Here is a 13,566-nt window from a genome sequence, read left to right on the forward strand (position 1 = left end):
CTCTATGTTTTTAAAACAATTGGGGAGAAAAAATGGGGAAGAGGTTACGGCTAGCTTCAAGGCTAGTCTGTCACCTATCCCTCTTTTTTTCCTTCTTCTCTTTATACTCTTATTGGGTTCCTACTTGGGCTTTCGCTTGGGCGCCATTTCTTATTCGCATGACCAAATTCTCTCCGTCTTAAAAGCACCCTTGAAGCAGTCTGAACTTCAAGATGTTTTGATTGATTTGCGCCTACCCCGCATACTGGCGGCTGGCTTGGTTGGAGCTAGTCTAGCAACTTCTGGAAGCATTATGCAGGCTGTGACACGCAATCGCTTGGCGGACCCTGGACTACTGGGAATTCCTGCTGGTGCGGGGCTATTTCTGATTTTGAAAATGGTCTTCCTGCCACATTCTTCTGAACTCTTCAGCATCCTCGCCTGCTTGTTAGGTTCTGGCATAGCGGCTAGTTTGGTCATCTTTCTAAGCCAGCAAAATAAAGGAAACAAAAGTCCGCTCCATCTGGTTTTAGCGGGAATCATGGTCACTGCCCTCACACAAGCCTTGGGACAAGTAATGGCCTTATTATTTGACTTATCCAATCACATCATCGGACTAGAGGCAGGGAGCCTGACCTCGATTAGTTGGCACAGTCTATTGTGGGTTGCACCGCTTATTCTACTGGCGCTCCTTCTGGCACAAGTCTTTGCCCATTCCTTGACCATTCTCAGTTTGGACGATACAGTAGCCAGGGCCTTGGGACAAAACACGCAGAAAATGACCCTCTTCTTCCTGGCCATGGTTGTCCTCTTGTCTGCTTCTTCCGTTGCCCTGGTCGGTTCCCTCTCCTTTATCGGCTTGATTATCCCCAATCTCTTGACCTCTCTACTTCCCAAAGATTACCGTTATATCCTACCTTTTTCATCCTTGGCTGGTGCTGGTTTTCTCGTTTGGTTGGATTTGATTAGTCGAACTCTCCATCCGCCTTATGAAACTCCCCTGTCCAGTCTAATTAGCTTTGTTGGCCTACCAATCTTTCTCTGGCTCATTCGAAAGGGGGAATGGCAAGCATGAAGAAAAAAGCTATCTTTCTCTTCCTCTCACTCTTACTCATCAGTTTGTCCTGTTTGTCCCTCATTATTGGCTACAGTAAATTAGGACTGACCGACCTTTTGACTACCATGAGTGGACAAGCTAGCTCCGCTACCCAGTTGATTTTTTGGAAAATTCGTCTGCCACGCCTGATGGTTTCCATTCTTGCTGGCGGTGCTCTGGCAATCAGCGGCCATCTTTTTCAAACCCTCACTCGAAATCCCTTGGCAGATTCTGGCATTCTGGGCGTCAATGCGGGGGCAGGACTCTTGCTTACTCTTGCCCTTACTTGGAACATAACTTTCCCACTTTCACAGCCTCTTCTGGCGTTAATTGGAGGTTTCCTAGCATCTGGTTTGGTTTATCTATTGGCCTACAAAAATGGACAGGCATTAAATCCAACTCGTTTGGTCCTAACAGGTGTTGGTCTGGCTAGCTTGTTTTCAAGTAGCATGGTTAGCCTCATGGTTCGGTTTGATCGCTACAAGTTAGATAGTATTATAGGCTGGTTGTCGGGAAGATATGTTGGAGATGATTGGCAGACCATCAGCCTTGTCGGTCCTGGCTTACTTGTCCTCTGTCTATTTAGTTTTATCCACTTCTCCAGACTAAATATTCTGCAACTAGAAGCCGATCTGGGAATTGGCCTGGGCCTAAATCGACAAAAAGAAAGCATCCTCGTCTTAATCTTAGCCACAAGCCTAGCCAGCCTCAGCTCGCTCTTGGTAGGCAATACTGCCTTTGTCGGCCTCTTGGCCAGTCATTTGGCCAAACAATTGGTCGGCAAACAGCACCAGTATAGTCTGCCCCTGGCCTTTCTAATCGGTAGCATCTTGCTCATCATAGCCGACATTATCGCACGGTCCCTACTGGTTGGCACCGGTATTCCAACTGGCTTGGTCGTCACTCTTGTTGGCGCTCCTTATTTTCTCTTATTGCTTAAAAAAGAAGGCTAGATTTCTCCAGCCTTCTTATTCTTTTGCCAAATAATGTTCAATATCCGCTGTCAATCTTAGCGGGCTAGTCGTTGGTAAATAGCGTTTGACCACGCGCCCCTGTCTATCCACCAAAAACTTAGTAAAATTCCATTCTATGCGACCTCCTAATAAGGTCCTTTTCTCTTTTTTCAGATAACGATAGAGCGGACTAGCATCTGGACCGTTTACAGCAATCTTTGCAAAACGTGGAAAATTTGTCCCATAATTCAACCTGCAGGTCTGATTGATTTCCTCCGCAGAGCCTGGTGCCTGCTCTAAAAATTGATTACAGGGAAAATCCAATACGACAAACCCCTGGTCTTTATAGGTGTCATATAGGTCCTGTAATTCCTTGTATTGAGGAGCCAAACCACAACCGGTTGCCGTATTGACAATCAATAAAACCTGTCCTTGAAAATCACTCATGGCCTGGTCTGTCCCATCTTGTTTTTCCACCCTAAACTTGTATATGCTCATAATAAAAGCCTCCTTAATCAAAATAGGTTAATACATGCTGGATTTCATCTGAAGTAAGCTCACGGTAAGCTCCACATTCCAAATCCCCCAATTCAAATCCGCCAAAGGCCATGCGTTTGAGATAGGTGACCTTGACACCATAGGCTAAAAACATCTTCTTGACTTGATGAAATTTGCCTTCTGCTAACTGGATGGTCGCTCTGCTATATCCCAAAGAAACCTCTAAAATGGTCAGCTCCGCTGGCTGACACCGTGTTCCATCCAAGAAAGTAACACCTGAGGCAAAAAATTTTGAAGCATCCTCAGCCAAGCATCCATTTACCTCCACATAGTAGACCTTGTCCACATGGTGGCTGGGATGGAGCATGCGATAACCGAGCGGACCATTGTTGGTAATGAGGACTAGGCCTTCGGTATCCCTGTCCAGGCGACCGACTGGGTAGAGACCTTCCCTACTGTCTTGCGGAGAAATCAAGTCGATGACTGTCTGATGCTCCTGGTCTGTCACGGCAGAAACAACTCCTGCTGGTTTATGGAGAAGATAATAGACCGAGCCTTCTAGCTCGACCTTTCTTCCAGAAACCTGAATATCTTGTAAGTCAGGATCAACGATCTGGCTAAGACTACGAGCCGGTTGGCCATCTATGCTGATTTGCTGGGCCTTAAATAATTTTTTGACTTGCTTGCGCGAGCCAATTTGGGCCTTTTCTAAACATTTATCCAATCTCATACATCTATTCTAGCATAAATCATTTGGCTTGACTTTATTGGGAAATGCTTTATAATACTAATTAGTGATATATAGAAATCTGTTTCCTTGGATTTCCAATTTTTACAAAGGAGGATATCATGGGACTTTTACAAGATGGAAAATGGGTCGATCAGTGGTATGATACCAAGTCTACAGGTGGCAAGTTTGTTCGGACTGTCACACAATTTCGCAACTGGATTACGCCAGACGGACAGGCAGGTCCAACAGGAGAGGGCGGTTTCAAGGCTGAATCTGGTCGCTATCATCTCTATATTTCTCTGGCTTGTCCTTGGGCTAGTCGGACCTTGATTATGCGAAAATTGAAGGGCTTGGAAGACCATATTTCCCTGTCTGTCGTTCATCCCCTTATGCTAGAAAATGGCTGGACCTTTGAAGATGGTCCTGGTGTTATCAAGGATACCCTCTTTAACAGCGACTATCTCTATCAGGTATATTTGAAGGCTGATCCACACTATTCTGGTCGGGTGACCGTTCCTGTCCTGTGGGATAAGAAAACCAATACCATCGTCAGCAACGAATCCGCAGAGATTATGCGCATATTCAATACCGCCTTCAATGACATCACGGGCAATCAGGATGATTATTATCCAGCAGACTTGCAGGCTGAGATTGATGCTATGAACGACTTTGTCTATCCAAACATCAACAACGGAGTCTACAAGGCTGGATTTTCAACCAATCAGAAAGTCTATGAAAAAGAAGTCAAAAACCTCTTTGCTGCCTTGGACAAACTAGAAGAGCATTTGGCAGATAAGGACTATCTGGTTGGCAACCAGCTGACAGAGGCTGATATTCGACTCTTTACCACCTTGGTACGTTTTGACCCTGTATACTTTGGACATTTCAAGTGCAATATCAAGGCCTTGGTTGACTATCCAAACTTGTGGAATTACACCAAGCGGATTTACAACCATGCTGGCATTGCAGAAACGGTTGACTTTGACCATATCAAACAGCACTACTACGGTAGCCACAAGACCATCAACCCAACAGGCATTGTTCCTGTCGGACCCGACTTGGACTGGACGCTATAAGAAACAAAGGGAGATGACAGCCTCCCTTTTCGTATGGTATAATAGGTCAGATTTTTTGAAAAGGAGATTGACATGTCTGAAATTATCGCAAAACGTGTATCCAACTATGAATTATTTTATGATTTGGTCTTTGTCCTGGCCACTTCTTCACTGACTGGACTTTTGCACGGTGACCATATCGGTCTCAGGGAAATTCTAACTTTTATCACCGCCAACCTAATTATTATGACCCTGTGGATCAACGAAACGATCTATCTCAACAAATATGGTGAGCGAGATTTGCTGGATATTTTCACTATTGTTTCTTCCATGTTTGTAGTGGGACAACTGTCTCTAACCTTTAGTCATGATTTTGAAGCAACAGCCCTGCCTTTTACCATCTTTTTGACCCTGTCATATTTGATACTTTGCTTACAGTACTACCTTCGTGGGCGAAAAATCGGTTTTACGGCAGATATAAAAATTAGTCTCTCTATGTTTGGGATCTATGTGCTGGTATTTTTCTTGGCTTCGGTAACTATTTACTTCAATTTCTGGACCTATGATGAAAAGAGCCTCTTGCTTTTATATCTCCCGTATATTATTTCCTATTTCTTCAAGGATAAACTCAATCACAGTGCCATGAATTTTCCTCACATTGTTGAACGGTGTCAGTTGATTACTATTATTACCTTTGGTGAAACGGTCATTGCGATTTTGAAGAATTATCCGATTCAAACGCATCTGCTCACTGGTATTCTCTTCTTCTTGGCAATGGCTTTCTCCTTTATGTTTTACATTTCGCAAACCTATCTCAATATCAATCACCATCAAAAGACAAATGTAGCCACCTTACTCTATGCCCATATGGTACTGGTTTTGGGTCTCAACTTCTTCACAGTTTCTGTGGAGGTCTTACCTAGTGAGCATGCTAGTTTGGGCTTGCCTTTCCTCCTCATTGGTTACTTCCTCTACTTTATAGGAATCCTGATGACCAGTCGCTACAACCAGGACCTTTATCGACTGAGTAAAATGGTTTGGCTTCAATATGCCATTCTGGTATTCAGCACTATCATTCTTCTGATAGCCTTCCACCACCATCTATCTTTGATTGCTGCTATTCTCGTTGCTAGTTCATTTATGATGCTGATAATCTCTTTCCGCCACCGCAATCGTGTACAAGTTGACCTCGAAAAATAAGAAAACCGACTGCCAAAAATGGTAGTCGGTTTTGTCTATTATACTAATTTGCTTGCTGCCGCTTCATCAATGATGAGGACCACATCATCATGATTTTGAAGGACGCTAGCTGGGACTTGATCCGTCACTGGTCCTTCCACTGTCGCCTTAATGGCGTCAGCTTTTTCAGGACCATAAGCCATAAGAACAATGGTCTTGGCAGATAGGATGTTGGCAATGCCCATCGAAATGGCTTGTTTTGGCACATCTTCTGAATTGTCAAAGAATCGAGCGTTGGCTTCGATGGTTGATGGCGCCAAATCGACAACACGAGCAATTCCGTCAAAAGAAGCACCTGGTTCGTTAAAGCCGATATGACCATTCCGACCAATTCCAAGGATTTGGAAATCGACTGGATGTTCTTCCAGAATGGCATTGTAGCGCACCAACTCTGCATCTAGATCAGCAGCCAGACCATTTGGCAAATGGTTTTCCTTGAATGGTTTTGCATTGAAGAGATGTTCTTTCATAAAATAAACATAGGATTGGTCACTATCTTCACCCAAGCCGACATACTCATCTAAGTTAACTGATGTCACCTCAGAAAAATCCAAGTCGCTCTCCCGAACCTGCTTATAAAATTCGATTGGGCTGGAACCTGTTGCCAAACCCAGAACTCGCGCTCCAGCTGCCATTTTCTGCTTGAGAATATCCAGGGCAATGCCTGCCCCTTCCACTTGATTTTTAACGATATGAACTTTCATTCTTATTTCTCCTTTTTGGTATAGACCGATTTTGTAAATCTATTATATGGTATAGACCAATTTTTGTCAAGCCTTTCACATTATATTTTTCGACTAATATTAGTATAATAAATTAGAAAATTATTGCTAACTCTTTCTCGTCCACCAAGACTTAGGAATACAACTATGGTATAATGAAAGTATGACAAATGTACTTATATACCTATTCTTTCTCGGTATTCTGAATTGCCTGGCAGGCTATCTCATCACCAATTCGAGAACACTAAAAATAATCTTTTTCTCGATTGGTCTTCCCTTGTTATTGCTTCCATTTGGCCTGCTCATCTATTTTTTAATACTAATTTAAACAGGAGAACACATGAATACCGCAGATTTTGATTTTGAATTACCTGAAGAACTGATTGCCCAGGTTCCCTTGAAACAGCGCGACAGCTCCCGACTACTCATCCTCGACCACCAGCAAAAGACCATGGTCGACAGCCACTTCGACCACATCATTGACCAGCTAAACCCTGGTGATGCTCTGGTCATGAACAACACGCGCGTGCTCCCTGCTCGCCTCTACGGATACAAGCCAGAAACCAATGGCCATGTGGAACTTTTGCTTTTAAAAAATACCCAAGGTGATCAGTGGGAAGTGCTTGCTAAGCCAGCCAAACGCCTGAAAGTCGGCACCACAGTTGCCTTTGGTGATGGAAGATTAACAGCCACTATCGTAGAAGAATTAGAACACGGTGGACGAATTGTTGAATTCACCTATGATGGTATTTTCCTTGAAGTTTTGGAAAGCCTAGGTGAAATGCCCCTTCCGCCTTATATCCATGAGAAATTGGAAGACCGCGAGCGCTATCAAACTGTCTATGCCAAAGAAAACGGCTCTGCCGCAGCCCCAACTGCTGGACTGCATTTCACCCAAGAATTACTTGAGAAGATTGAGGCAAAGGGAGTGAAATTAGTTTATCTAACCCTTCATGTCGGTCTTGGCACCTTCCGACCCGTTTCCGTTGACAATCTTGATGAACATGAAATGCATTCTGAATTTTACACCCTATCTGCTGAAGCAGCCCAGACCCTCAATCAAGTCAAGGCTGCAGGCGGTCGGATTGTGGCAGTTGGTACAACATCTATTCGTACCTTAGAAACGATTGGCAATAAGTTCGATGGTCGCTTAGAAGCTGATGCTGGCTGGACAAATATTTTCATCAAGCCAGGCTATGAATTCCGCATCGTTGATGCCTTTTCAACCAATTTCCACCTACCCAAATCAACTCTGGTCATGCTGGTATCTGCCTTTGCTGGCCGAGAATTTGTATTAGAAGCCTATAAACACGCTGTTGAAAAAGGCTACCGCTTCTTCAGTTTCGGAGATGCTATGTTTCTTCAATAGCGACACTTTCCTTGTCCATGGCCAATCCAGTCAAGACTTTCTGCTGAATTTTCCGTGTACAACCACATTTGTAGGAGGTTCCTATGAACAAGATTGAAAGTCGTCACCAATTGATTTTATCCTTGATTATGGAGAAAAAAATCCATACCCAACAAGAACTACAAGAACTCCTCAATTTGAACGGTGTAACTGTCACCCAGTCCACCCTATCCCGCGACATCAAGATGCTCAATTTGGTCAAGGTAAATGAAGATGATTCTTCTCATTATGTCATCAATCCCATTGCTCCAAGTCGCTGGGAAAAACGCCTTCGGCTCTATATGGAAGATGCCTTGGTCATGCTTAAGCCTGTTCAGCACCAGGTCATCTTGAAAGCCCTGCCTGGTCTGGCCAATTCCTTTGGCTCTATTTTGGATGCCATGGAAATCCCTGAAATCATTGCGACAGTTTGTGGCGATGATGTCTGCTTGATTATCTGTGAGGATAATGAAAGTGCCCAGTCTTGTTTTGAGTACCTCAAACAGTATGCTCCTCCTTTCTTCTTTAGCAAGGCTTGATTAGAAAGCTGTCGAATAAAAGAAATGTTCTCAGACCAACCAATCTGAGAACATTTCTTTTATTCCGCTGCCAACCGGTAAATGGCTTCAGCATAGATGTCCATTGTTTTGTACAAATCTTCCAATGGCATGCGTTCATTTTCTTGGTGCTCAGTCTGCTCAGTCGCAGGGAAACAAGCTCCAAAGGCCACGCAGTTTGGCATGGTTCGAGCAAAGGTCGCTCCGCCAGATGAGATTGGCTGGCTATCCATATCTCCAGTCTTATCCTGATAGACGGACATGAGGGTCGATACAAGCTGGCTATCCAGTGGTACATAGAGAGCTGCTAAGTAATCATATTCTTCATAGGTCAGACCACATTCCTGAGCCTTGGCTTGCAGGGTCGCCACCAATTTTTCCTTGTCCGCTGTGACTGGTATGCGGATATCCAAACGTATTTCTGATTTCTTAGCGCTTATGGTCAGACCGGCAATATTGAAACTCAAGGTGCCTGACGGTTCATCGGTTACATCGCCAAACAACTTGAAGCCTGTGGCATCTTCTCCAATAGCATTGACAATAAAGTTTAAAGTCGGATGGTCTTCAAATTTGTCCAAGGCCTTGGCCAAACGTACGATGGCATTGACACCCTCTGCCGCATCCTTAGCATGACGAGAAATACCCAGAACGGTCACTTGATCATCTTTTGCTTCGTAGTCAAAACCGAGCTGGTCCAACTCTGCCATAACCCCAGCTAATAAGTGGCCTGAATAGCTAGCCTTAGCAGGTACTACATTATAAGCCGTTCCCGCCTCGATACTTAGACAAGGGTGGCCTGGTCCATGCAATTTGGCTTGTAACAAGCCTTTTTCAGCATAGGTCAAGGGGAAGGAGGAATCTGGTGCAAAGCCCATGGTCGCTACTTCTTCTAATTGATTGTAGCGATTCATGCAGCGCCAAAGTGTTTCTTCATCGGTACCAAAAATAAAGCGAATACGTTTGGTAAAAGTGACACCTGCATCCATCAAAGCCTTGACCGCAAAGAGGGCTGCCATAGATGGTCCCTTATCGTCTTGAACACCACGACCAATCAGGAATCCATCTTTAATCATCGCTTCAAAGGGCGGTGTTTTCCATTGCTTGAGATCACCTGCAGGCACAACATCCAAATGACAAAGAACAGCTAGTAAGTCATCTCCCTGACCAATTTCCGCATAGCCATAATAGCCTTCTGGATCCAGATAGGTCGTAAAGCCCATCTTCTCAGTCATAGCTAGGGTGTGTTCCAAAACATCCTGAATAGCCTGACCAAATGGTGTTTGGTTTTGACCTTCATGTAGGACAGACGGAAAAGCTACCAGTTCCTTAATCGCCTGGACACAAGCCTCTTGATGCTGTGCTTGAATAAAACTTGTTTCCATTGTTTCTCCTTTCAACAGATTAAAATATAGTTCTTTCTGTTTTCATTCTATCACAAATGGAAAAACTGAGCCAGATTTCATCTGTATTTGGACAAAATCCGACCCAGAATTTCAATTAGAAGAATGTCGCAATGACAAGTATAGCAATTGATGCAAGGACAATAGCTGCAATCAATTTACCTACAAATTTATACCAAGTACCGATTTCAACACGACCTAAAGCCAAGGCACCCATTACAATACCTGAGGTTGGAGCCACCAAGTTCAGTACACCTGAAGCTGCTTGGAAGGCTGTGATAATCAAGTGAGCTGGTACATTGACAAACTCACCGAGAGGTGCCATGATACCCATGGACGCCCCTGCAAGACCAGAAGTGGATGGAATCAAGAAGGACATTGGCAGGTAGAAGAGATAGGTCAAGATGATGAAGACTTGTGAAGATAGACCTTGCAAGCCAACTTCACCCCAATGCAGAATAGTCGCTGTAATCATACCGTCATTCATGATAACTTGAATACCACGCGCCACCGCACAGATAAGTGCAACGCTGAGCAAATCAGCCGCACCATTCATAAAGGCCTTCACCAAACGCGCTTCGTCCATGCCATAGACGATACCGACCAAGACACCTGCTACTGCAAAGAGCATTGCTCCTTCAGGGAAATACCACCAGCCAAATGGATAGGCTGAACTACCAATCACTTGACCGATTCCTGGCAGACCAAGCAACCAAGTATTGAAATCAGCAAAGACTGAAACTCCCAAGTCTTCCCAAGGAATAAAGCTACAAATCATGACAACGAAGGTCAAGACAAATACCCAAAGAACACGTTTTTGAGCAGGCGTTAAGACAGCATTTACTTCTTCAGATGTGTTGACATTGAAATGAGCCATATCTGCTTCACGTTGTTTGTAGACAAGTGATTTAGTTGGGTCGTTTTTCACTTTTTCAGCATAGTTGGCAACGAACCACACACCCAGGCCCAAAATGACGATAAAGAAGATAATCCGCCAAATCATACCATCTGCCAAAGATACACCTGCTGCATCTGAAGCCACACCTGTCGCAAATGGGTTTACAGTCGAAGCCAAACAGCCGATTTGAGAACCCAACAAGATAATGGCAACACCAGTTATACTATCAAAACCAACTGCCATCATAACAGGAACTAAGAGTGGGAAGAAAGCCATGGTTTCCTCACCCATACCGTAGGTAGAACCACCCAAGGCAAACAAAGGCATAAGGATGTAAATCAACATTTTCTCACGACCCTTGAAGCGTTTCACGATGGAAGCAATCCCCACATCAAGAGCACCGGTTTCATTGACCACGCCCAAGAAGGAACCAACCATCAGGATGAAAAAGGCAACGTCAATAGCCTTGCTAGTGTCACCATGCCCCAACATAGCCCGAACTGGCGCCATCACAATATCCCAAATTCCCTGCGGATTTTGAGCTACTGCTTGGTAAGTGCCTGTAATATATTTTCCAGCTTCGTCTTTTTCATACTGACCAGCTGGAATAACCCATGTCATAACTGCCATAAAGGCAATAATGAGCATCAAAATAGAATACGATGAAGGCATTTTAAAGCCTTTTTTCACTTTTTCGCTCATCGCAAAAACCTCCTATAATATTTTTAAAGTGAAATTATATCCACAATGACCGTATCAAATATCCACCTATCTTCAAGAGATTGCCATCTCTTTCAGAGTATCGTCTGAAAACATTGCTTATAGATAGATACTTGATAGAATGGATGGAAGGGGGAGGACCTTGAAAATCTAAAGGAAGACACTTATTGGTCAGACATTTTCTCCAGCCTATCCATTTCTTCCCCCCAGTCCATCTCAAAAGAACTCTTACTCGTTCACAATAATCGTACCGCTGTCTGATTCAATCAAGGCCCCCAAGTTTTCGAGCGATGTAATGACTGCTTTTGATTGCGGTTTGTTGTTTACAAAAGCAATCGCTGCTTCTACTTTCGGAAGCATGGAACCTGGTGCGAATTGGTTTTGCTTGATGTATTCTTCCAATTCAGCCACGGTAACAGTTTCTAATTTTTCTTGGTCTGGTTTATTGTAGTTGACAAAGACATAGTCTACACCGGTCAAAACGATAAATAGATCTGCATCAACTAATTCCGCCAGGCATTGCGAAGCAAAGTCCTTATCAATTACCGCTTCCACACCGGTAAGAGTACCGTCTGCTTCTTGGACTACTGGAATACCTCCACCACCAGCAGCTACGACTACCTCACCAGCATTGAGAAGGGTACGAATGGTGCCGATTTCCTTAATGCCTACTGGTTTTGGCGAAGCAACAACCTTGCGCCAGCCACGACCCGCATCTTCTTTGAAGGTCGCACCTGTCTTTTCAGCTTCCGCCTTGGCTTCTTCTTCTGTGTAGAATGGTCCAATTGGCTTGGTCAAATTTTCAAAGGCTGGGTCATATTTATCAACAATAACCTGGGTAACGACGGAAGCTACATCCTTTTCAATGCCTTCCTTAGCCAATTCATTTTCCAAGGCATTTTGGAGCCAGAAACCGATGGAACCTTCTGTCATAGCTACCAAGCTATCCAGTGGAAAAGCTGGGTTCTTTTCTGAATCAGCTGCCAGGTTTTGGAGCAACAGGTTTCCGACTTGAGGACCATTACCATGGGTAATAATCAAGTCGTCACCATTTTTGATTAGTTTAACAAGATGCTTGGCAGTTTGTACCAAGGCTTCCTTTTGAGCTTTAGCCGATGGGTCCGATGATAGAATGGCATTTCCACCCAAGGCTACTACAATTTTACGATTTACCATATCTTGTGTTTTCGCCTCTCTTTCATATTCTAGAAATCGCTTTCATTTTTTATCTAAGAAAAGGGGGCTGGGTTCAGCCCCCAGGAGGTGCGATGACTAGATTTTACACACGTGGAACAAATGGATCCCCTAAAGTCGCCGCCATCACTGCCTTAATAGTGTGCATACGGTTTTCAGCCTGGTCGAAGTGACGTGCATATTTGCTACGGAAGACTTCATCAGTTACTTCCATTTCTTCTACGCCGAATTTTTCAGCAACATCTTTACCATAAACAGTATTTGTATCATGGAAGGCAGGTAAGCAGTGTAGGAAGATAAGATTGTCGTTTTCTGCTTTTTTCACCAATTCCATATTCACTTGATAAGGTTTTAAAAGGGCGACGCGTTCTGCAAATTTAGCTTCTTCACCCATGGATACCCAAACGTCTGTATAAAGAACATCTGCGCCTTTAACTGCCTCATCAGCATTGTCAGTGATAAGAACACGCGCGCCGCTTTCTTTGGCAAAGCCTTCTGCCAATGCCACAACAGTTTCATCTGGGAAGAGTTCTTTTGGTGAGAAGATATGGACATTAACACCAAGGATGGCACCTGTCACCAAGAGAGAGTTGGCAACGTTGTTACGACCATCACCACAGTAAACCAAAGTCAGTCCTTCCAACTTGCCAAAGTTTTCTTTAACAGTCAAGTAGTCAGCCAACATTTGAGTTGGGTGCCATGCATCTGTCAAACCATTCCATACTGGCACACCTGAGAATTCTGCCAATTCTTCCACCATCTTTTGGCTGAAACCACGGAATTCAATACCGTCGAACATACGTCCCAAAACTTTAGCAGTATCTTCTGTAGATTCCTTCTTGCCAAGCTGGATATCGTTAGCACCGAGATATTCTGGATGTGCACCAAGGTCAATGGAGGCTACTGTGAAGGCAGCACGGGTACGAGTGGATGTTTTTTCAAACAAGAGGGCAATATTTTTACCTTCTAAATAACGGTGTGGAATATTGCGTTTTTTCAAATCTTTCAAATGAGCTGAGAAATCAATCAACCATTCCAATTCTGCGCGTGTGAAATCTTTCTCTGCAAGGAAATGTCTGCCTTTAAAAATGTTTGTCATTGTTTCTTCTCCTATCAGTTTATTCTATTTCATTCAGTT

The 13,566-nt window shown here is 43.9% G+C and carries 13 protein-coding genes; 6 read left to right on the top strand and 7 right to left on the bottom strand.

The features are described from left to right. Positions 1-4: 4 nt before the first annotated feature. Positions 5-1,054 (top strand): FecCD family ABC transporter permease, encoded by a 1,050-nt coding sequence (locus tag RFK25_RS01585; RefSeq protein WP_332410955.1) that lies wholly within the window; start codon positions 5-7, stop codon positions 1,052-1,054. Then, positions 1,051-2,028: a FecCD family ABC transporter permease gene (locus RFK25_RS01590; RefSeq protein ID WP_332410957.1), complete on the top strand. Its 978-nt coding sequence runs from the start codon at positions 1,051-1,053 to the stop codon at positions 2,026-2,028. Before RFK25_RS01585 ends, RFK25_RS01590 begins: the two co-directional genes overlap by 4 nt. Positions 2,029-2,043: 15 nt before the next feature. On the opposite strand, the gene RFK25_RS01595 is transcribed toward RFK25_RS01590, so the two are convergent. Beyond that, on the bottom strand, positions 2,044-2,526 hold the full coding sequence (locus RFK25_RS01595) for a glutathione peroxidase (RefSeq protein ID WP_332410958.1): 483 nt from the start codon (positions 2,524-2,526) through the stop codon (positions 2,044-2,046). A 13-nt stretch (positions 2,527-2,539) separates the two neighbouring features. Then, positions 2,540-3,256, bottom strand: coding sequence for a pseudouridine synthase (locus RFK25_RS01600; RefSeq protein ID WP_332410960.1), 717 nt, complete (start codon positions 3,254-3,256; stop codon positions 2,540-2,542). Positions 3,257-3,375: 119 nt separating this feature from the next. On the opposite strand from RFK25_RS01600, the gene RFK25_RS01605 reads away from it, so the two are divergent. Together RFK25_RS01605 and RFK25_RS01610 are read left to right on the top strand one after the other, a co-directional pair. Then, the gene (locus RFK25_RS01605) at positions 3,376-4,332 is read left to right on the top strand and encodes a glutathione S-transferase family protein (protein ID WP_332410961.1); all 957 of its coding nucleotides are present in this window, start codon (positions 3,376-3,378) and stop codon (positions 4,330-4,332) included. Positions 4,333-4,404: 72 nt separating this feature from the next. Then, on the top strand, positions 4,405-5,511 hold the full coding sequence (locus RFK25_RS01610) for a low temperature requirement protein A (protein WP_332410962.1): 1,107 nt from the start codon (positions 4,405-4,407) through the stop codon (positions 5,509-5,511). A 38-nt stretch (positions 5,512-5,549) separates the two neighbouring features. Here the strand turns inward: RFK25_RS01610 and RFK25_RS01615 are convergent, their stop codons facing one another. Then, positions 5,550-6,254, bottom strand: coding sequence for a glucosamine-6-phosphate deaminase (locus tag RFK25_RS01615; protein ID WP_332410965.1), 705 nt, complete (start codon positions 6,252-6,254; stop codon positions 5,550-5,552). A gap of 358 nt (positions 6,255-6,612) precedes the next feature. Between RFK25_RS01615 and queA the strand changes: the two genes are divergently transcribed. After that, the gene (gene queA, locus RFK25_RS01620) at positions 6,613-7,641 is read left to right on the top strand and encodes a tRNA preQ1(34) S-adenosylmethionine ribosyltransferase-isomerase QueA (RefSeq protein WP_332410968.1); all 1,029 of its coding nucleotides are present in this window, start codon (positions 6,613-6,615) and stop codon (positions 7,639-7,641) included. An 83-nt stretch (positions 7,642-7,724) separates the two neighbouring features. Beyond that, entirely contained in the window at positions 7,725-8,198 is a 474-nt protein-coding gene (locus RFK25_RS01625; RefSeq protein ID WP_332410970.1) for an arginine repressor, read from the top strand. A 59-nt stretch (positions 8,199-8,257) separates the two neighbouring features. Here RFK25_RS01625 and RFK25_RS01630 read toward each other — a convergent pair whose 3' ends face one another. The 4 genes from RFK25_RS01630 to argF all read right to left on the bottom strand — a co-directional run bounded on the left by RFK25_RS01630 (position 8,258) and on the right by argF (position 13,527). After that, positions 8,258-9,598, bottom strand: coding sequence for a dipeptidase (locus RFK25_RS01630; RefSeq protein WP_332410972.1), 1,341 nt, complete (start codon positions 9,596-9,598; stop codon positions 8,258-8,260). Between the two features lie 115 nt (positions 9,599-9,713). Then, positions 9,714-11,216 carry a YfcC family protein gene (locus tag RFK25_RS01635; protein WP_105118364.1) on the bottom strand — a complete coding sequence of 501 codons (1,503 nt, stop codon included), beginning with the start codon at positions 11,214-11,216 and terminating at the stop codon, positions 9,714-9,716. Positions 11,217-11,462: 246 nt separating this feature from the next. Continuing rightward, positions 11,463-12,410: a carbamate kinase gene (gene arcC / locus RFK25_RS01640; protein WP_332410975.1), complete on the bottom strand. Its 948-nt coding sequence runs from the start codon at positions 12,408-12,410 to the stop codon at positions 11,463-11,465. Positions 12,411-12,513: 103 nt separating this feature from the next. After that, a complete protein-coding gene (gene argF, locus RFK25_RS01645) occupies positions 12,514-13,527 on the bottom strand; it encodes an ornithine carbamoyltransferase (protein WP_105125559.1) in 1,014 nt (337 codons plus the stop codon). Positions 13,528-13,566 lie beyond the last annotated feature (39 nt).

Source organism: Streptococcus sp. SS-4456, assembly GCF_036680365.1.
Classification (GTDB): Bacteria; Bacillota; Bacilli; order Lactobacillales; family Streptococcaceae; genus Streptococcus.

Coding starts and splice junctions, on each gene's coding strand:
- RFK25_RS01585 (WP_332410955.1), top strand. CDS start 5: ATGTTTTTAAAACAATTGGGGAGAAAAAATGGGGAAGAGGTTACGGCT.
- RFK25_RS01590 (WP_332410957.1), top strand. CDS start 1,051: ATGAAGAAAAAAGCTATCTTTCTCTTCCTCTCACTCTTACTCATCAGT.
- RFK25_RS01595 (WP_332410958.1), bottom strand. CDS start 2,526: ATGAGCATATACAAGTTTAGGGTGGAAAAACAAGATGGGACAGACCAG.
- RFK25_RS01600 (WP_332410960.1), bottom strand. CDS start 3,256: ATGAGATTGGATAAATGTTTAGAAAAGGCCCAAATTGGCTCGCGCAAG.
- RFK25_RS01605 (WP_332410961.1), top strand. CDS start 3,376: ATGGGACTTTTACAAGATGGAAAATGGGTCGATCAGTGGTATGATACC.
- RFK25_RS01610 (WP_332410962.1), top strand. CDS start 4,405: ATGTCTGAAATTATCGCAAAACGTGTATCCAACTATGAATTATTTTAT.
- RFK25_RS01615 (WP_332410965.1), bottom strand. CDS start 6,254: ATGAAAGTTCATATCGTTAAAAATCAAGTGGAAGGGGCAGGCATTGCC.
- queA (WP_332410968.1), top strand. CDS start 6,613: ATGAATACCGCAGATTTTGATTTTGAATTACCTGAAGAACTGATTGCC.
- RFK25_RS01625 (WP_332410970.1), top strand. CDS start 7,725: ATGAACAAGATTGAAAGTCGTCACCAATTGATTTTATCCTTGATTATG.
- RFK25_RS01630 (WP_332410972.1), bottom strand. CDS start 9,598: ATGGAAACAAGTTTTATTCAAGCACAGCATCAAGAGGCTTGTGTCCAG.
- RFK25_RS01635 (WP_105118364.1), bottom strand. CDS start 11,216: ATGAGCGAAAAAGTGAAAAAAGGCTTTAAAATGCCTTCATCGTATTCT.
- arcC (WP_332410975.1), bottom strand. CDS start 12,410: ATGGTAAATCGTAAAATTGTAGTAGCCTTGGGTGGAAATGCCATTCTA.
- argF (WP_105125559.1), bottom strand. CDS start 13,527: ATGACAAACATTTTTAAAGGCAGACATTTCCTTGCAGAGAAAGATTTC.